Genomic DNA, 18,753 nt, shown 5'->3' on the forward strand with positions numbered 1-18,753 from the left:
AAAAACATGGCATTTATGGAATAAATCAGACGGGTTGTGTATACATTTTTGTAAATGAAAAATTCAGGTACGTATGTGCTTGTGCACCCATGGCTAAAACGGTGTGCCAGTTAAATAATATGTTGCATTTACACGGAGCACGCTAGCTAATGGTTTGTCTATGTGCAAGCTAAAGAATTTCGTTAAATGCAGGAGACGTAATATAATATATAAGAGCGCCATAAGCGGTGCTTGCTTTCTTTGGGATTATAAAGTAGAATAATTAATTGTGTTTCCCTGTCTCTTCGAAAAGAAGAGGCCAGAGTCCAAAGGGAGGAGGTGAAGTACGTGCGGTCATACGAAATGGTAGTAATATTTAAGGCTGACATCGAAGATCATAAGACAGTATCTGAAGAGACAGCCGAGATCGCGCGCGGTTTGGGGGCAGAGGTCGAAAAAATTGATCTCTGGGGCAAGAAGCGTTTTGCCTATCCCATCGACAAACAGCTGGAGGGTTTCTATACTCTCTACACGTTTAAGCTCGACCCCGCGCAGGTTAAGGAAATGGAACGTCTCCTTAGCTTAAAGCCGAACATTGTGCGCCAGATGGTCGTCAATCTTGAGGAGAAATAACCATGTCCAGAGATTTTAACAAAGTTATTATCATGGGCAGGCTCGCAAGAGATCCCGACGTGCGCTATACGCCCAGCAAACAAAAGGTCGCCCGCTTTACGGTGTGCACCGGACGGCAGTGGAAGAACAAAGCCACGGGCGAGCTTCAGAGCCATACGGATTTCGTTCCCGTGACGGCGTGGAGTTTCACGGCCGACCTGATTGAGCGCTATGTAAAAAAAGGCACTCAGGTTCTTGTTGAAGGCAGAATAAGCACAAGGGATTACGACGATGTCAAAACCGGTCAGCACAAATGGGTGACAGAGGTCGTGGCAGATAACATAGTTCTCCTTGGCTCGCCGCGCAGAGGCGACGAAGCCGGCGGAGATTATCAGCAGAGTTTCGGCGGACAGCAGGGCTACGGCCATGCGCCGCAGTCGGACGGCATGTCGGCTCCCGATATGGGCAGCTTACGGGGCGAATCCGGCTTTGCAGATGATTTTCCGCTTGACTTTTCGGAGCTTGGCGGCCCCGACGCGCCGGCAGGCGGATCAGGAGATGTAGAGATACCGTTCTAGCATGAAAGAGGTGGAGTAAATGGAAAACGCATTCAATCGCAAGCGCCGCAAGCGCAGGCCGAAGGTATGTCATTTCTGCGTTGATAAAGTAGAACACGTGGATTATAAAGAAATAGACAAACTTAAGAAGTACATCACAGAGCGCAGCAAGATAATCCCGCGCCGCGTGACGGGTACATGTGCAAAGCATCAGCGTCAGCTTACCCGCGCCATCAAGCGCGCAAGGCTCATCGCGCTGCTGCCCTTCACATCAGATTAAACTTAAGCGCCGCAGCAGGCGGTCGCGGCTTCATTTTTGGGCCGCGCGCATGACGGACGCGCTCTATGTTTTTAGATATCAAGCAAAAGAGCCTCTGACTTTCGTCAGAGGCTCTTTTGCGGACGGTCATTGTTGTTTCTCGTTGTTTCCGATACTCTTCACAACTGTTATAATACATAAGAGAGTCTTTTGCTCTCTTTCTTTTTTATGCAAAAGCGTTCAGCGGAGGTAATGATGAAAGGCAAAATTTTACTCGAATGGTTTTTCTGGATATTGCTCAGCGTGCTGTTGTTTACGGCCGGAATAGAAATAGCATTCCTTTCGCCAGTTATAATACTCGCCGCACCGGTCCCGATGATGATCCTTACATGCAAGATGGGCAGCAGGACAGGCTCGCTCGGCGCGCTTTGCGGGACGGGGCTTGTCTATATGACGATGGGGCCTGTTTCCGCCTTCATGTACACCTGTGAGTTCGGGCTGCTTGGGCTTCTGATGGGCGTGCTGGTCATAAAGATAAAAAGCGGCGTCGATTATATGCTTGCGGCGATCGCGGTCTCTCTGCTCGTTAAAATATTCCTGATGGCCGTCTTCAGCCGCGCGGTGGGCGTCAATCCGTTTCTCATCACGCCGGAGTCCGCCACGGAACTGCTCGGCTCGATGTCGCATGTGCTCACGCGCGGCGGCGTAGCGGTCTCTCAGCAGACGATCAAGGAATACGCGGAGGCTATGGTGAGCACAGTCACTTTGATGATGCCTTCTATGCTGATACTTTTCGCCGCGATAGACAGCATCACGGCCTACGCGCTGACGCGGCTTTACTTCAAGCGAGCCGGCGGTTTCAAGCTGCCGTCGCTGCCGCCCTTCGGCTACTGGCGCTTTCCGAAGAACATCTTCTGGGCGCTGCTTGCCGCGCTTGTTCTTGATATGGCCTCAAAGGCCTTTCCCGACGAATATCTTTACAGAATGCTCTCCGTCAACTTGATGGAGGTGCTGCGCGGAGTCTTTCTCATTGAGGGGCTTTCACTTTTGTGGTATTTTATGACGGCGCGCCGGGCTCCGAAGGCCGTGAAGACTACACTTGTTTTGGTATGCGCCCTCTTTGCGCCAGTCTCGTATATACTTTCAATGATCGGCATTTTTGACATCTGGTATGACTTAAGAAAACGCATCAAATTAAGGAGGAAATAAGAATGAAGGTAATTTTAAAAAAAGACGTTGCAAAAATCGGCAAAGCGGGTGAACTGCTTGACGTCTCCGACGGCTACGGACGTAATTTTCTCGTGGGACGCGGGCTGGCCGATGAAGCTACTCCCGGCAGGATCCGCGAGTACGAGGAGCACAAGAAGACGCAGAAGGTGAAGGACGATAAAAAACAGAAGGCGGCTGAGGAGCTTAAGAAAAAGCTCGGCGGCAAGGTGGCCTCTGTGAAGGTGAGCGCGGGCGAGGGCGGCAAGCTCTTTGGCAGCGTCACGTCGGCGCAGGTGGCTGAGGCGATCGCCGCGCAGTACGGCGCACCCATCGACAAAAAAGATATAAAGCTCGACGACTCTATCAAGCAGGTCGGCTCGTTCTCTTTTAAAATAAAGCTCTATCCCGGCATAGAGGCCGAGATGACGCTCAAGGTGGAGAGCGAATAAAGTTGGATAACACAAGCGCCATGGACAGGATACCGCCCTTCAACCTTGAAGCGGAGCGTTCTGTCCTTGGCTCGTGCCTCATTGACGGCGACGCGCTCGTCGCCGTTATGGAGGGGCTTTCGTCGGAAGATTTTTACGACCCGCGCCACCGCGCAGCCTTTGACGTCATGGCGGGGATGCAGGCGCGCAGCGTCGCCGTGGACTCAGTCACCTTCCGCGACGAAATAAAAAAGCAGAGCCTTGAGGAACGTCTTGGCGGCATATCGTTCATCGCCTCCCTCATGGAATCGGTGACGACCACCGCAAACATCGAATACCACATCGGCATCGTCCGCGACAAGTCTATACACCGCTCGCTCATCGTCGTCGGGAGCGACATCTCGAAGCTCGGTTTCAGCGACGAGATCGAGGTGAACGAGGCGCTTGAGACGGCGGAGCAGCGCGTCTTTGAGATAGCGCGCACCGGCAGGACGACGAATATCCGTTCTACGCGCGAGGTGCTGGTCTCCGCCATGTCCGATATTGAAAAACGGCTGGCGGGCGGCCTTGCCATTACCGGCGTGCCCTCGGGTTTCAAAGATTTCGACAGCATGTCCGCGGGCCTCCAGCCCGGCGGGCTTTATATACTGGCCGCGCGCCCCTCGATGGGAAAGACGGCCTTTGCGATAAATATTGCGCAGTACGCGGCGATGCAGGAAAAGATCCCTGTGCTCATCTTCAGCCTTGAAATGTCCGCTGAGCAGATAGTGCAGCGAATGCTCTCCGCCGAGGCCAAGGTAAATCTGAAGCAGCTCTTTGAGACGAAGCGCCAGAAGAACCAGGAGTGGGAGGCACTGAAAAAGGCCGCGGCAAATATCGAGCAGAGCCCGATATATATCGACGACAGCTCGCCTCTCAACACGATGGAGCTGCGCGGCCGCTGCCGCAGGTTCTTTGCGAAGCACGGCGAGGGCAAGGGGCTTATCGTGATAGACTATCTCCAGCTTATGAATGTCGCGCGCAGGACCGACAACCGCACGCAGGAGGTCTCCGAAATATCGCGAACGTTAAAAAGCATCGCGCGCGAGTTCAAAGTGCCGGTGCTCGCGCTGTCGCAGCTTTCACGCGACGTTGAAAAGCGCGACAAAAAACGTCCGCAGCTCTCGGACCTTCGAGAAAGCGGCGCTATAGAGCAGGACGCCGACATGGTCATCTTCCTCTACCGCGAGGCCTACTACGCGCAGGAAAACGATTCGCAGGACGCGACGGCCGAAGTGATCATCGCAAAGAACAGAAACGGCCCCACCGGCAAGGTCGACCTCATCTTCTTCAGAGAATTTGCGAAATTTGAAAACGGCTACGGAAGCCGCAGCTACTGATTTTAAGAAAGACTAGGATAGAGGTGCAGCAGGTGAAAATATCCGGCAAAGATAAAAGAGTAAAACAGAAAAATTTTGAAGGGCTCTTTGCGGGCGGCGGCGTCCCTCTGGTGCCGCTGTGGATATTTTATCCGCTCATATTCATATCCCTCGCGCTGCCGAACCTCATCTATTCCGGTGTAGGCTGGTTTGACACTCTGCATATAATGAAATGGGCGTGGACGATGGTCCCTGTGGCGCTCATTTCGCTCATCGGAGGCGGCATCCTCGCCGCGGCAGGGGCGGAACGCACGAACTTTCGGCTTGACGTATTCGGCTGGGTGTGGCTTGCGCTGCTTGCCTTTGTCTCGATGCAGCCGTTGTGGGCAAATATTTTCTCGCACTCCACCTATATGAAGGAATGGTTCTTCTTCGCGACGCTTTTTGCCGCCTATATATTCTGCTACAACCTCTTCTCCTCCGAGAAGGCTCTGCGCTCTCTCTTGTGGCTGGCAAACATAAACGCCGCGATAAACATAATCTTCGCGGAGCTCCTCATACGCGATATGAACGGCATCTTCCCGCTCATTATGAACGTGCCGGGCAATTACATCGGCAACACCGGCCAGCAGGAGATGTTCGGCCTTTGGATGGCGATGGCGGCAATGAACGGCATATTCCTGCACTTGGCCTACGCGCGTCTGTCGGAGGAAAAGCCTGAGTATGTAAAATTAAAATACGCTAACCTTTTTATGCTTGCCTTCGTTTCGTGGGGACTTTGGAACTCAACGACGCGCGCTGGCGTGCTCTCCCTTATGACTGGGACGATAATACTTTCGCTCATCATCTGGCACTGCAAGCCGCGCCGGCTTCTGCGGCAGGTGGGGCTTGCCTCGCTTGTTGTGATTTTTATGCTCGTGCTCAACATTGCGACCGGCTATTTCGGCTGGAGCCGCGCCTATGCCTTTTTAAACAAGACGGCGGACATGTTCATGAACGGCGCGAATGTCGGTGCGCGGCGCGAGATATGGATAACGAGCTGGAACGTAATAGAAAAACACCCGATAGCGGGCGTAGGCCTCGGCCATTATAAGTGGCACTACTTGGAGGGACAGCGCGCTGCGTTCGTAAACCACCCTGAGATGAAATGGCAGTTCACCTACTGGGCGCACAACGAATATCTGCAATGGATGGCTGAGTTCGGACTGTTCGGCTCTCTTGTGCTGCTTGGCGCGGCCGTTTGGTGGATATGGAGCTTCATACGCGCTCTGCGGCAAAAAAAGGATCTATCGTATTCGGCTATGTGGGGAAGCTGTTTCGTCTTTCTTATATGGTTTGACGCTATTTTCAGCCGCCCGTTCCACCGCATTGAGAATGTCATCTGGCTCTCGCTTGCCTTTGCGCTCTCGAACCGTCAACTGCTGCCTGAGAGTTTTAAATGTACTCAGATACGCCACGGCGTCGTCTACAGACTGCTTGGCGTTTTTCTTGCGGTGGTGGCAGCGATGGGGCTTGTCTTTTTATATTCCGGCTGCCGCGCCGATAAAGAGCTTCGCGCCGCCACGAGGACCAACAGCGCCTCGTTGCAGCGCCGGCGCATCGACAGCGCCGCAACAAGCTTCATGGAGTCCGACGAAGCCGGAGAGCAGCTGGCCTATCATCTGCTTGCCGTGGCAAACGTCACAAAGAAGCCGGAGGATTTCGCGGCCGGCATCACGCAGCTTTACAGGAGCTTCCGCACGCGGCCGCAGGCAAAACAGCTTATGGAGCTGATAAATTTGGCGCAGCGCACGGGAAACCAGGCTCTTCTTTCGGAGCTTGTGCAGTACCTGAAGCCTTCGTCATACAGCGTAGCTCCGGGTGCGGCTCCGGCCTCCGAGCCGAAAAAATAAATGCCAAAAGGGTGCGCCCGCGGCTTTACTCTCATTGAGATAATGCTTGTCGTGGGGCTTATCGGCATAATCGCCTCAGCGGCGCTTGCGCCGATAGTCTTCACGGTGCGCTCAATGGAAGAGGCGCAGAAAAGCTGGGGCGCGCGGCACAACGCCGCCGCCGCGGTGGACAGGATCTTTTCCGACGCGCGTCGTATAATCCCAAATTCTTCCTTTTCAGTTTTTAAGATAATACATAAAAGCGGCTTTGGCTCTGCTGGCGACGACAGGCTCGTTCTGTGGAGCGCGGCTCCGAAGTACGAGGGAAAGAACGTAGGCGTCGTCGTCTACCGCGTCGTGCAGAAAGACGCCTTCAACAATGCGGCGCCGGGCCTCTACCGCTGGGTGCTTGTAAACGTCCCGTCGCAGGTGACGGCCTCCGGCGACGCCGTGCTTGCGGGCGGCGAAAAGCCGAAGACGCCGATGGACGTCGAGACGGACAAGCTCGACCCCAAAGAGGGACGCCTTCTGTTAGCGGACGTTCAGGGTATAAATTTTTACGTGCGCAACGAGGATAAGTGGGTGCAGGAATGCGACGGGGATATCCCAAAGATGCTCAAAATCGAAGTGGCCGCGAAAGACGGCCTCTACACCCGCATAGAGAGGTTTCCGAATGCGCGCGCGAAGTAGCGGATTCATCCTCGTTTCGGTGCTGCTTTCTACGATGCTGCTCATTACGGCGGCCACCGGCTTTGCGTGGTTTGCAAGCACCGAGGCGAAACGGGTCGCCGCGCGCGAAAATATTTTAAAGTGCCGAGGCGTGGCGGAGATAGCTGTCTATGATGTAGGCCGCAGGATAGCAGACGACAAAAATAAATACGACAGCCTGACGGAGCCGCTCTACGCGCCGGGACAGGAGACGAAAATAAAGATAGGAGATTACGAAGTTACCGCCAAAATAACGCCGTTAGATGATAAAATATCGGTAAACGCACTGTTGCTTCCAGACGGAGTGACGATCCGAAAGGAATACGAAACGGCCTGGACTAAAATCTGGGACGAGCTGGGGCGTCCGGAGCTTGCGGCCGCCGTCATAGACTTCATGGATAAAGACGAAAAGCAGAAGCTTGGCGGCGCAGAACGCGAGGGAAGCATCAACAGGCCCGTCTCCGATATTTATGAGTTGAAGGGGCTGCCTGAGATGGAAGACGCCGTCCTCTGGGGAACGAAAAAAAAGCCGGTAGGCCTTGACCGCTATCTGCGGGCCTACGGTGGGCAGAAAATAAATATAAACGTCGCGCCGCCAGAAATGATAGAAAAGCTGGACGAGGGGCTTACGCTCTCCCACGCAAAGAGCATCGCCGCCTACAGGATACTGAGTCCGTTAAAAAGCGGCGACGACCTGAAAAGGGTGCCCGGCTTTCCGCCGGCTCTGGTCACAAAGCTTGCGAACGTCGTGGGCTACGAGAGCACCTGTTTTCTCGTCCGCATGTCGGTGAAAGAGGCTTCGGGGCGCGCGCGAAACTATAAAATAACGCTGGAACGCGCAGGCGGCGGTTGCCGTGTGCTGAACTGGGAAGAATAATACGCAGAGAGGAATGACTGAAACTGGCAAACATCAGCCGTCTTAGAGATAAATTAAAAGGCTTCGCAAAACCTCCGCAGCAGGCGGGCAGACCAAAGAGCGGCCGGATGGTTTTTCGCACGCTCGCAAGCGAGCCGCGCGCGCTGCTTTCGGGCGACGTCGCCGCCTATTTTCTGCCCTTTCGCACCATCGCCGTCTATCCGTTTTCTTTCCCGTTTGGACGCAAGGTAAATTTACGCAGCGCAATTTCGCTCACCTTCCGTCCTCTGCTTGGCGCGGAGGAGTCGAAGCTCTCGCTTTTGCCTCAGGTGACGGAGCAGCGCTCAAACCTCACCAAAGGCTCCGTATGGTTTGCCGCGAAAGACGAAATAGCGGCCTTTGAAGAGATGCTTGGCAAAGAGGCGGCCTTTTTGCCGGCGCCCGTCGCCTTCGCCTCAGAGGTCGGCGGCACGGGGCTGCTGATATGGCGAGACGAGGGCGGCGCGGCCGCGTTGTGGCTTGAGGATTACGCGCCGCGTCTTTATAAATACATGTCGGAGGACGAGGGCGGCTCGGAGGAACTGGTACAGTTTGCGCGCAGCTACGCGCAGGCGGTTGGCGGCTCGATAGAGGCCGAAAGCGTGAGGCTTTACGACGCGCGCGACCTGTCGGGCGATGCTCTTGCAAACGCCGCCGAAAAAAGTTTCGCGGCCTCTCCCGCGCTTGCCCATCTGGATTTTTCAAACGTCGGCGCGTCGCTTGCGGAGCAGTATGAAAAATTTTTCGCCGCCTCGTTTCGCGCGCTTAAACTTGCCGCGGCCGCGGCCGTCGTTTTCTTTATCTTATCTGCCGCGCTGCTTGTCCAAAACGGCCTCACAAGCGCCTCCTTCGAGGCCGCGCCCTGCGCCGTATACGCGCTTGCCATGGGCGAGGAGAGCCGCAGCCCCATATCTTCCATAACAAAAAAACTAAAACTGTTAAATGCAGGCGGCGTGCAGCTTGCCTTCAACGACGTGCTGGCCAACATTGCCTCCGCTTGGAAGGGGATGCCCGCTGGTTCCGACGCAGAGCTGGACGCCATAAGGTACGGCCGCGAACGGACGGAGCTTGAGGGCCGCACCGCTAAGACGGAAACGATAGAAAAACTTCGCGCGGAGCTTTCAAAAAACGGATTTGTCGTCAAGCTCGGCGACGTGCAGCAGATCCCTGGCTCTGTGCTGCGCTTCACACTGTACCTTACGGAAGGCGGCAGATAGATGATCTCATTTGAAGAACTGAACGGAATGCCTGAAGCCGGAAGGCTCAAACGGCTCTTTTTCGTAACGGCGGGCCTTTGGTGCGCCGCGCTGCTGCTTTTTATCCTGGCGCTCTCGTCGCTTTCAAAAAACGCGGAGCGTCTGTCGGAGGCGGAGCGCGTCCTTTCCGGCGCCGTCACCATACGCTCGTATCCGAAGCTGGAGGGCGCTGCGGGGCGCGAACCGCTCTCCGCCGTCTCAGAGATCCTCGACAAACTTGCGCTGAGGCCTAAGGTGACGCAGCTGGCCTCGTCTCCCGCCGGGCTTTTGGTACAAATAAACCGCCTCTACCCCGAAGAGTTTTCAAAGCTCTCCGAAGAGATGCAAAGAAACGGCCTCCTGGTAAAGACGGCCGAAATACGCGCGATGGAAGGCCCGGCGGACGGACGTCTGCTCAACGTCTCCCTGACATTGGAGGGTGAGACGAAATGAGGGGCGTTATAAAAAAGATACTGGCGGTTGTAGCTGGACTGCTTGCCGCTCTCTTGCTCTTCTTCCCGTGGGACACGCTTGCCTCCTTTGTTTTTGCGGCGGGCGCGCGCGTCGCTGCGGAAAACGGCATCTACGCCACGGCGGCCTCCTCCGAGACGTCGGGCATATTCTCAAAAAGCTTTACCTACGGCGGACTCAAGGCGGACTTTCCCGTCTTTCGCGTCACCACGAGGGAGCTTACCGTGACGCCGAACATTATTTCGTCTGTCTTTTCCGCCACGAAGAGCTGTTCCATATCGACAGGCAAAGGCAGCATCATCCCCGTGACTCGTCAGGCGATGGAGTGGAACAGCGGCGCCGCCGACATCTCCGTCACCGCTGAATCAATAATCATCCAGAATATCGCCTTTACCGGGAAAACTTCAATATCCGGCTTTGTTGAAATATCGCGCGCCACCTCCAAGATGACGCGCGCCAAAGTGCTGCTCAAAGTGCCGCAGGAACTTGACCGAATGCTGAACATGGTGGGCATGACGGGAATGCTCCCGCTTACGCGCATAAAAGACGGCGAATGGAGGATCGAAAGATGAAACTATTCTCCAATATAAAACCACACATCGCGCGCGTTAAAAGCGCCGTGCGCGCAAACGCGGGCGGACGCCGCCTGTTGTCAGCCGCGTCGTCGCTTTCGTCGCCCTTTTGCGGAAAGAACGCAAACGAAGAGGTCGGCTCCTCTGGAATGTTCCTGCCGATGCTTACCGTCTGCGGCCTCATCGCGGGGTTATGCCTCTGCCTTGCGGTGAGCGGCGCGCTGATGCGTCTTTCGCTTTCCGCTGATATGGAAACGGCGCGCAGCGCCGGAACGCGCGCTCCGTCGTTTGCGAACGCAAAGAGCGCGGGCGGACTAAGCGACTTCACATCGGTCAATCCCTTCGGCGCGGACAAGCCGAAGCAGGAGGAGGCCCCGACCGCGGCCGCCGCAATAGATTCTTTGACGCTGCAGGGCACGCTGCCAAACGTTGGCGCTTGGATAACCGGCGCGGACGGCGCCACCTCGCTCGTGCTCAAAGGGCAGGAGATAGGCGGCTACAAGCTGGCCGAGATAAAATACGGCGAAGCGGTGCTGGCGCTTGGAGAAAAACGCCAGTCGATTTATTTATTCCTCTCAGGCGGCTCGCCGGCTCCGTTCTCCGCGCCCGCCCCAAGCGCTCCGTCGGGGGGAGCAAAGCCGAAGCTTGATTTATCAGGCGTAGTCGCCGCCGCCGACGGCAAAGAGGGAGCTGTGCCGCGCGAGCTGGTAGATGCGCTTTTGATGAACCCGTATGACGAGCTTGGCAAAATGCGAATGACTCCGGCGGAGGACGGCTCCGGCATGAAACTTGAACGCATAGCGCCTGACAGCGTCTTTGCGCGAGTCGGCGTAGCTCAGGGCGACGTCATACAGGCAATAAACGGCGTCAATATATCTAATATGGCGGACGCAGCGAACGCGGTCAACTCCCTGATGGCCGGCACGCGCTTTGACGTCAAGGTGAAGCGCGGGGACAAGCCGCTTGAATTAAAATATCAGGTGAAATAAGCGCCGTTGAAAAGAAGTCCGGCGTTTACGTTGATAGAGGTAATGGTTGCGGTGGCGGTGCTCGCCCTCTCAACCACGGCGGCGATAAAGCTGGTCGTCATGGCGCAGAACACGCTCTCTGCAGTGAAGGAAAAAGAGGCGTTGCTTGATACGGCCTCGGAGATCGAGGCGCTGGTGACGGTCAAAGAGCTCTCCGATTCCGGTACAAGCAAAGACCTTGTGTGGGAGACGTCGGACAAAGAGACGGAGATGTTCGGCGAAGATTTCGGACGGCTCAACTTCGGCGCAGCAAGCGGCGAAGCGCAGGAAAAGCCTAAAAATCTGAAATGGCGCGAGTTGACCGTGAAGAACAACAAAGAGAGCAAGATAACTCTGTATATGCCCTCAAAGGAGCAGGAGGAGGCAAAAGAGGTGGGCGAGGCGGCAGCAAGCGAAGCCGCCGTATCGGGAGACAAACGCCAAAACGAAGGCGCAAAGGACGACGGCGCCGCAAAGAACGGCAGAACTAATCAAAAACAAAGTCAAAACTGACTTATCTTATAAAAATAATCAGCAAAACAGGAGTGGTAGCGATGCGTGTGAAAAGAGGCTTTTTTTATATATTATTGACAGCCGCCGTCATCTCCGTTTCCGTCTGTACAGTTTGCGCGGCGGAGCCGGATATGGAAGAGCAGAACCTCATCAAGGCGGCGAAGGAGATGCGCGCCGACGGGCGTGTGCAGCTCAACTTCAAGGACCTTGAGCTTGCGAAGTTCATCAGGTTCATGTCCGAGCTGCTTGGCGAAAACATCCTCGTCAACCCAGGCGTGTCAGGGAAGGTCTCAGTCGTATCGCCCAAGGCGGTGACGCTCAAAGAGGCGCGGCAGGTGATGCTCTCCGTGCTTGAAATGAACAACCTCACCATTCAGGACATGGACGGGTACGCAAAGGTCATACCGCTTGGCGCTGGCGCCGCGACAGACATGGTCGTCAAGGGCGACCAAAGCGTAGCGCCGGGCGAGAGCCTCATGGTGCAGCTCGTGCCTCTGAGCTACGTCAAGGCGGGCTACGTCGTCTCTCCTCTTAAGACCGCCATTCCTCAGATACAGGTCTCGCCGATCGGCAACGGAAGCTCCGTGCTGCTAGTTGGAAAGGCCTCCCTTCTCAACCGCGCCGCAAGCGTCATCCGCGCGCTCGACGCCCCGGACAGCATCCGCGCGATAAAGGTCTACACGCTGAAATACGCGAAGGCCTCGATACTCGAGGCGCAGTTCAACGCGATGGCGAAGGACGCCTCCTCGAAGCTGGCCGGCATGATAGCCGTCTCGGACGACCGCACAAGCATGATAATCCTTATCGGAAGCAGCCAAAACCTGCGCGAATCGCAGCGTCTCATGCAACAGATGGACGTTCCATCGCGCACGGAAAACTTCCACGTATATAAACTGAAGAATGCCGACGCGAAGACCGTGGCGGAGCAGCTCTCGCAGATACTCGCCGTCGCAGCTAAACTCTCGCCCGACCCGAAGGGCGCCATGCCCTCCACCGTCGTGCCCGACCTTCCGACAAACAGCCTCGTCTTCACAGCCTCCCAGGAACAATACAACTCATTGAAAGATGTGCTGCGCCAGCTCGACACGCAGCCGAAACAGGTGCTGCTGCGCGGCCTCATAGCTGAAGTCAACCTCAACAAATTAAACAGCGCCGGCATCGACTGGGCGGCCTGGGGCGGAGACCTCTTCGGCAGCACGGTGCTCGCTGGCAACGTCCAGCTTGGGACCACCGGAGTGCCGGCGGACATTCAGACGCTGTACCAGAGCTTGATAACGCAGGAAAAGATAAATTACGACGCAAACGGCAATGCTGTAACTACAACGGAAACCATAGGCGCGGGCCTTGCCTACGCTTATGTCAAGCTGCTCAACAAATTTGACGCGATAAACGTGCTCTCAATGCCTCGCCTCATGTGCACGGACAACCTCAAAAGCTCTTTGCAGGTCGGCCAGGTCATCCCACAGCTAAAAGGCAGCCTCACAAACCAGACGAACACAAACTCTGTCACGAACAGCTACGAATACAAGGACGTAGGGCTGATACTCACGGTGACGCCGCACATCAGAAGCGGAAACTTAGTCGCGCTTGAAATAGAGCAGCGCATCGAAGACCTGCTTACCACGACGAACTCCGTGACGCCAATAACCTCAAAGCGCGAGGTCAAGACGACGGTGCTTGTGGCGAACGGCGAGACGGTCGTCATAGGAGGCCTCATCAAAGAGGCCGAGAAATCGCTCCGCAACCGTGTGCCGCTGCTCTCCTACATTCCGGTGGTCGGCAATCTCTTTAAGTCGAACGAAAAACAGCGCGAAAAAATAGACCTCATGATATTCCTCACGCCGTACATACTGGAGACGCCGCAGCACGCTTCGAAGATAACAAGCGAAATCATCGCAGACGGCCAGGCTCTGAGCGAAGCTGAGCGCACTCTGCTCAAACGCAACGACGAGGACTATAAAAAATCAATCAAAAAAGAAGGCATCACCAAACAAATGTTTGACCCGCATAACCAGGTGCCGGTGGATGAGCCCGCATCCGGCGACGTCAAGCAGCAGGATGGCGCCGCCAAACAGAACGGAACGCGGCAGCCGGACGGCGGCGCAAAGTAAAAATGCGCCAGCTCTCGTTAAAAGAGATGGATATAACGCCGGAGAACGTCCTTGAACTCATACCGCGCGGGGTGAGCCTCGACACCCTGCGCGATAAGGGCTTTGTTCCTATAGAGCGGGACGAAAAAAGCGTCACCTTCGCGGTGGCGGATCTCTCTTGCCTCGTCGAAGCACAGGTGCTTGCCGCTTCGATGGGCGCAAGCGCGCGTACGGTCCTAGTGCCGCCCGCTGAGATACAAAGCCTCGTTCGCAGCCTCTACGATATAAAAAGCGGCGTGGGGCAGGATACGCTCAACGCCATCGAAGAGGTAGACGACCTTTCAGAGCTTGCGCGTCAGGAGGTCATGAGCGACACAGTAGACGCGCCGGTCGTGCGCCTCGTAAACGGAATACTCATGGAATCGCTGCGCGAACGCGCGACGGACATACACGTCGAGCCGTACGAAGACCGCGTCGTTGTGCGCTACCGCATAGACGGCGTGCTCTCCGACAGATATTCGCTCTCAAAGGGCCATCAGGCCCCCGTCACCAGCCGCATAAAGGTAATGGCGAACATGGACATAGCCGAAAGGTTTGTGCCGCAGGACGGCCGTATAGGGATAAGCTTAGGCGACAGGCTCGTTGACATCCGCGTCAGCTCGCTTCCGACGCAGCACGGAGAACGGCTCGTCATGCGACTGCTTGACAAGGCGCGCGGGCTTCTGACGCTTGAGGACCTCGGCATGAAAGCGTACGAACGCGAACGCCTTGAGGAACTTATCCGCCGGCCCAACGGCATGATACTTTTCACGGGGCCGACCGGCTCCGGAAAGAGCACCAGCCTTTACGCGATACTGCAGGCGCTCGCGCGCCCGCAGGTGAACGTCATCACAGTTGAAGACCCGATAGAATACGACCTGCCCGGAGTTGGACAGGTGCAGGTGAACGAAAAAGCGGGGCTCACCTTCTCAACCACGTTGCGCTCCATACTGCGACAGGACCCAGATATAATCATGATCGGTGAAATGCGCGACTTTGACACGGCGCATATCGGCATCCAGGCGTCGCTTACCGGACATCTCGTCTTTTCAACGCTCCACACGAACGATTCTATAAGCGCAGTGACGCGTCTTGCCGACATGGGCGTCGAGCCATATCTTATCTCCGGCTCGCTGCTGGGCGTCGTAGCCCAGCGCCTTGTGCGCAGGATATGCCCGCACTGCAAAAAGGAGATTCCAACAAGCGGCGTCGTCCTTAAAAACGGCATCGAACGCGCGTGGCGCGGCGAAGGCTGCGAACTTTGCGGCGGCTCCGGTTACAAGGGGCGTTTCGGGCTTTACGAACAGTTTGACGTCACTCCCGACATCCAGGAGGCCGTAGCGCAGGGCGCGCCGATGCACGAACTAAAGAACCTCGCGCGAAAGGGCGGCTTTTCTACGCTGCTTGAACTTGGACTGCTTTCCGTCAAAAACGGAGAGACGACGCCGGAAGAGATGCTCCGCGTAGTAGGAGAGGTGTAGCCGGTGCCGCTCTACAAAGCAGAGGTCTACAACCAAAAGGGAGAAAAAAAACAGCTCCACAGCGAAGCGGCCAGCGAAAACGATCTGCTTCGCGACCTCACCGCGCAAAATTATGTTATCATCAGCGTCAAAGAAGAAAAGCCGCTGGGAATAAGATTTTCGTTTGGAGGCGCGGCAAAAAAAAGGCCGCTTTCTTTAGAAGAGCAGCATCTGTACTGCACGACGCTCTGTTCATTCATGCGCAGCGGCCTCTCCCTGACGGAGGTGCTGCGGCTTCTGCAAAAACAGACGCGCGACAAAAGGCTGCGTCCGGTTTACACGGAGCTTCGTGAATCCGTAGAGGGAGGCCGCTCGCTTGCCGGCTCCATGGCGGCGCTCGGCGTCTTTCGCCCAAGCCTCATCGGAATGGTGGAGTCCGGTGAAAAATCGGCGTCGCTGAGCGCGATACTGGAGCGCGCGGCGGAACTGATCCGCAACGAAATATCGCTGCGCCGCAAGATACAGTCGTCGCTCACCTACCCGCTTTTGATGCTGGCGGTTGGCCTCTGCGTCGTCGTCTTTCTGCTCAGCTTCGTCGTGCCGCGGCTTACCGCGCTCGTAGTTGAGTCCGGCGCGGAACTTCCCTTCATCACAAAGCTTCTCATATTTATTTCAAACGCCGTGAAGGCCGGCTTTATACCGTTTATTTCGCTTGTTGCGCTTGCGGTTTTTTACATGCGCCGCAATAATAAAAAAATAAATCTCCCGATGTTTCGCGACGTCAGGGAAAACTTAAATTTTGCGCTGATCTTCAGCCAGGTGGGCACGCTGCTTCGCACCGGCATCCCGCTGGTGCAGGCGCTGAAACTGACAGAGCCTCTTGATCCCGTAAAGGGCCGGCTCTTTGCGGTGGCAAACGAGATACGTCAAGGCTACCGTTTTTCGCAGGCGCTCGAAAAAGAAGGATCGTTCCCTGAAGAGGTCGTCACCATAATAAGAGTGGGGGAGACCGGCGGCAATCTGGCGGAATCCGCCTCGCGGCTGGGCGACAGCTGCTGGGAATACGCTCAGGGCTCCATGCAGAAATGGGCCACGCTCGCCGAACCTATGATAATATTAGTGATGGGAGCACTCGTAGGCTTCGTCGTAATAGCGGTGCTCCTGCCGATATTCGACCTATCGTCGCTCGCGGCGAAATAGGCCGAACGAGCGCAATATAAAAATCTTAAGTCATGCGGGGGCCGCACCAAATGAAAATCCTGCATTATGTGGACGAAAACCGACTGAGCTGGGGAGAACCCTGGGCGCAGCTTTTGCTTGCTTTGAAAAAAAACGGCGCTGAAAATCATATCGTGTGTAAAAGCGGAGGCACTCTGGGAAAACTGCTGGAAGAGAACGGCCTTGACGTAATAAGATACGATATGCATGTTCCGTGGGCTCCGGCGGCCGACATTGGCTTTTCCAAAATTTTGGACGAAGTAAAGCCCGACCTAATACATACGAGGCTCTCTGCCGCGGCGAAAGTCGGCGGCTTTTGGGGCAGCCATAAAAACATCCCCGTCGCCTCCACGCTTGAAAAATATTCCAAAGTGAAATATTTTAAGAACTGCTCAAGGCTGCTCTGCTGTTCCGCATCAGTAAGAGAGCACATTATCGCGCTGGGGTTTCCCGCCGATAAGACCGAGGTCCTATACAACGGCATCGATACTGCCATATATCTCCCCGATATAAAAGGAAGAGAGGAATATCGCGCCCGTATAGGAGCCGCGCCGGAAGATATTGTCGTATGTTCCGCCGGGCGTTTTGTGGCGGAAAAAGGTTTTGACTGGCTCATTGAATCTTTTTGTGATTTTTCAAAACGATACCATGGGCGCTCGCATTTAGTTCTTGCAGGGGCCGGCGAAGAGCAGACAAATTACGAAGCCTTGATAAAAAATCTTGCTATAGAAGACAGAGTTATAATGCCTGGTTACGCTCAAGATATCCGGCCATGGCTCTGGGCTTCGGATATATTTGTGCTCCCATCGCGCTGGAGGGAGGCCTTTGGCCTATCGCTCCTAGAAGCGATGGCCTGCGGCTGCGCCTCCGTGGCCTCCGCCGGAGACGGCCCGGAGGAGATAATAGGAAATAGTGGAATTTTAGTCTCTAAGGGTTGTGTGTCAGAAATTTCAGATGCCATGTTGCTAATCTCCACTGACAAGCTGCTCAGAAAGCGGCTATCCGATTCTGCCATAGAACGCGCGTGCGATTTTGATGTCTCTGTTATAGCGAAACAAACACTCCATATTTATAACGATCTTATAAACGAGAGACGATGACCTCTTAGAAAAAGGTTCAATATCTTTTCGTGGTTATACTTAATACGAGAACAACGTATTTGATACTATTGCATTCGTCGTCTTTTACCACCGAAAGCACCAAGCTATATTTAGAACGATGATACACTGTAGAGGATTCAAATCAAATATAAGCAAATCACAATTATTATTGGGGTGTTGTTATGGTCGATGCAATAGATTTTGTTGTCCTATGGGTTGATGACTCAGATGAACAATGGAAGAAAGAATTCATAGAATATAAACATGAAGCGACGATGACGGACAATGATTCCATAGGGCAGATTCGTTATGAAGAACACGGCATGCTTCAATATTGGTTCCGCGGGGTGGAAAAATTTACCCCGTGGGTGCGTAAGGTGCACTTTGTAACTAACGGTCAAATCCCTAAATGGTTGAACCTAGACCACCCTAAACTGCACTTTGTAAAACATTGCGATTTTATTGATCAGAAGTACCTACCTCTGTTTAACGCAAATCCGATTGAAAATAATATTTTTAGAATCGAAGGATTAGCCGACAAATTTGTTTATTTTAACGATGATATGTACGTGATAGCGCCAGTATCAGAGTCATTTTTCTTTAAGGAAGATCTTCCTTGCGACGCCGCCATCCTGACGAAAATTAAACGCGATGAAGATAGTTCGTATCTCTGTTGCCTTGCAAATGACGTCGATCTCATTAATAAAATATTCAATAAAAACCTCACCATACTGAGAAACCCCATGAAATGGCTGAGTCTTAAATATGGACTCAGACAGTTCATACATCCTTGGTGGCTCATTCCTTCTTCTAAATTTCCAGGTTTTAAAAACCATCATTCCGCGCAGCCGTTTCTTAAATCAACGTTTGAAAAAGTATGGAAAGTTTATGAAAACGAACTTAACGAAGCCAATACAAGAAGATTCCGTACCAAAGAGGATCTGGATCAATGTCTTTTTAAGTATTGGCAGCTCGCCTCGGGGACATTTTCACCGGCCCCACTCCGTAAGGACAGAGCGTACTTTGATATAAAATTTGATACGCCGGCAATACTGGAATGTTTGTCACAACAGGAATCAAAAATAGTATGTATAAATGATGCAGACGGAGCAGCTGATGACTATCAGCAGGTAAAAGAGGTCTTGGATAAAATCCTTGGTGAAAAGTCGCAG

The 18,753-nt window shown here is 54.4% G+C and carries 19 protein-coding genes; all 19 read left to right on the top strand.

Annotated elements, in window-relative coordinates; genetic code table 11:
* Positions 1-327 precede the first annotated feature (327 nt).
* Entirely contained in the window at positions 328-612 is a 285-nt protein-coding gene (gene rpsF, locus RRY12_11165) for a 30S ribosomal protein S6 (protein MEG2185229.1), read from the top strand.
* A 2-nt stretch (positions 613-614) separates the two neighbouring features.
* Positions 615-1,169: a single-stranded DNA-binding protein gene (gene ssb / locus RRY12_11170; protein ID MEG2185230.1), complete on the top strand. Its 555-nt coding sequence runs from the start codon at positions 615-617 to the stop codon at positions 1,167-1,169.
* Positions 1,170-1,188: 19 nt separating this feature from the next.
* Positions 1,189-1,428 (top strand): 30S ribosomal protein S18, encoded by a 240-nt coding sequence (rpsR, locus tag RRY12_11175; protein MEG2185231.1) that lies wholly within the window; start codon positions 1,189-1,191, stop codon positions 1,426-1,428.
* A gap of 231 nt (positions 1,429-1,659) precedes the next feature.
* Positions 1,660-2,616, top strand: coding sequence for a DUF2232 domain-containing protein (locus RRY12_11180; protein MEG2185232.1), 957 nt, complete (start codon positions 1,660-1,662; stop codon positions 2,614-2,616).
* A 2-nt stretch (positions 2,617-2,618) separates the two neighbouring features.
* Positions 2,619-3,065, top strand: coding sequence for a 50S ribosomal protein L9 (gene rplI / locus RRY12_11185; protein MEG2185233.1), 447 nt, complete (start codon positions 2,619-2,621; stop codon positions 3,063-3,065).
* Positions 3,066-3,067: 2 nt separating this feature from the next.
* Entirely contained in the window at positions 3,068-4,423 is a 1,356-nt protein-coding gene (dnaB, locus tag RRY12_11190) for a replicative DNA helicase (protein ID MEG2185234.1), read from the top strand.
* A gap of 32 nt (positions 4,424-4,455) precedes the next feature.
* Positions 4,456-6,294 (top strand): O-antigen ligase family protein, encoded by a 1,839-nt coding sequence (locus tag RRY12_11195; GenBank protein ID MEG2185235.1) that lies wholly within the window; start codon positions 4,456-4,458, stop codon positions 6,292-6,294.
* Positions 6,295-6,963, top strand: a complete 669-nt coding sequence (locus RRY12_11200; GenBank protein MEG2185236.1) for a type II secretion system protein — start codon at positions 6,295-6,297, stop codon at positions 6,961-6,963. It abuts the gene before it with no gap.
* Positions 6,947-7,858, top strand: a complete 912-nt coding sequence (locus tag RRY12_11205; GenBank protein ID MEG2185237.1) for a type II secretion system protein GspK — start codon at positions 6,947-6,949, stop codon at positions 7,856-7,858. The genes RRY12_11200 and RRY12_11205 overlap by 17 nt, the downstream gene beginning before the upstream one ends.
* 107 nt (positions 7,859-7,965) lie before the next feature.
* Positions 7,966-9,093: a type II secretion system protein GspL gene (gspL, locus tag RRY12_11210; protein MEG2185238.1), complete on the top strand. Its 1,128-nt coding sequence runs from the start codon at positions 7,966-7,968 to the stop codon at positions 9,091-9,093.
* Complete coding sequence (gene gspM / locus RRY12_11215; GenBank protein MEG2185239.1) at positions 9,094-9,564, top strand: type II secretion system protein GspM; 471 nt, start codon at positions 9,094-9,096, stop codon at positions 9,562-9,564.
* Complete coding sequence (gspN, locus tag RRY12_11220; GenBank protein MEG2185240.1) at positions 9,561-10,154, top strand: type II secretion system protein GspN; 594 nt, start codon at positions 9,561-9,563, stop codon at positions 10,152-10,154. The genes gspM and gspN overlap by 4 nt, the downstream gene beginning before the upstream one ends.
* On the top strand, positions 10,151-11,143 hold the full coding sequence (gspC, locus tag RRY12_11225) for a type II secretion system protein GspC (protein ID MEG2185241.1): 993 nt from the start codon (positions 10,151-10,153) through the stop codon (positions 11,141-11,143). Before gspN ends, gspC begins: the two co-directional genes overlap by 4 nt.
* 6 nt (positions 11,144-11,149) lie before the next feature.
* Entirely contained in the window at positions 11,150-11,674 is a 525-nt protein-coding gene (locus RRY12_11230) for a prepilin-type N-terminal cleavage/methylation domain-containing protein (GenBank protein MEG2185242.1), read from the top strand.
* A gap of 41 nt (positions 11,675-11,715) precedes the next feature.
* Entirely contained in the window at positions 11,716-13,785 is a 2,070-nt protein-coding gene (gspD, locus tag RRY12_11235; protein MEG2185243.1) for a type II secretion system secretin GspD, read from the top strand.
* Positions 13,786-13,787: 2 nt separating this feature from the next.
* Entirely contained in the window at positions 13,788-15,284 is a 1,497-nt protein-coding gene (locus tag RRY12_11240; protein MEG2185244.1) for a GspE/PulE family protein, read from the top strand.
* Between the two features lie 3 nt (positions 15,285-15,287).
* Positions 15,288-16,463, top strand: a complete 1,176-nt coding sequence (locus RRY12_11245; GenBank protein MEG2185245.1) for a type II secretion system F family protein — start codon at positions 15,288-15,290, stop codon at positions 16,461-16,463.
* A gap of 50 nt (positions 16,464-16,513) precedes the next feature.
* On the top strand, positions 16,514-17,581 hold the full coding sequence (locus tag RRY12_11250; protein ID MEG2185246.1) for a glycosyltransferase: 1,068 nt from the start codon (positions 16,514-16,516) through the stop codon (positions 17,579-17,581).
* 182 nt (positions 17,582-17,763) lie between these two features.
* Positions 17,764-18,753, top strand: a 990-nt coding sequence (locus tag RRY12_11255; GenBank protein MEG2185247.1) for a hypothetical protein, incomplete at its 3' end; no start/stop codon positions are given.

Source organism: Cloacibacillus sp. (assembly GCA_036655895.1).
Lineage (GTDB): Bacteria > Synergistota > Synergistia > Synergistales > Synergistaceae > JAVVPF01.

Excerpts from the sequence above, each read along its gene's own strand:
- gspM (MEG2185239.1), top strand. The coding sequence starts at position 9,094 with ATGATCTCATTTGAAGAACTGAACGGAATGCCTGAAGCCGGAAGGCTC.
- rpsR (MEG2185231.1), top strand. The coding sequence starts at position 1,189 with ATGGAAAACGCATTCAATCGCAAGCGCCGCAAGCGCAGGCCGAAGGTA.
- gspD (MEG2185243.1), top strand. The coding sequence starts at position 11,716 with ATGCGTGTGAAAAGAGGCTTTTTTTATATATTATTGACAGCCGCCGTC.
- RRY12_11205 (MEG2185237.1), top strand. The coding sequence starts at position 6,947 with ATGCGCGCGCGAAGTAGCGGATTCATCCTCGTTTCGGTGCTGCTTTCT.
- ssb (MEG2185230.1), top strand. The coding sequence starts at position 615 with ATGTCCAGAGATTTTAACAAAGTTATTATCATGGGCAGGCTCGCAAGA.
- rplI (MEG2185233.1), top strand. The coding sequence starts at position 2,619 with ATGAAGGTAATTTTAAAAAAAGACGTTGCAAAAATCGGCAAAGCGGGT.
- RRY12_11250 (MEG2185246.1), top strand. The coding sequence starts at position 16,514 with ATGAAAATCCTGCATTATGTGGACGAAAACCGACTGAGCTGGGGAGAA.
- gspC (MEG2185241.1), top strand. The coding sequence starts at position 10,151 with ATGAAACTATTCTCCAATATAAAACCACACATCGCGCGCGTTAAAAGC.
- RRY12_11200 (MEG2185236.1), top strand. The coding sequence starts at position 6,295 with ATGCCAAAAGGGTGCGCCCGCGGCTTTACTCTCATTGAGATAATGCTT.
- RRY12_11240 (MEG2185244.1), top strand. The coding sequence starts at position 13,788 with ATGCGCCAGCTCTCGTTAAAAGAGATGGATATAACGCCGGAGAACGTC.
- gspL (MEG2185238.1), top strand. The coding sequence starts at position 7,966 with ATGGTTTTTCGCACGCTCGCAAGCGAGCCGCGCGCGCTGCTTTCGGGC.
- gspN (MEG2185240.1), top strand. The coding sequence starts at position 9,561 with ATGAGGGGCGTTATAAAAAAGATACTGGCGGTTGTAGCTGGACTGCTT.
- RRY12_11180 (MEG2185232.1), top strand. The coding sequence starts at position 1,660 with ATGATGAAAGGCAAAATTTTACTCGAATGGTTTTTCTGGATATTGCTC.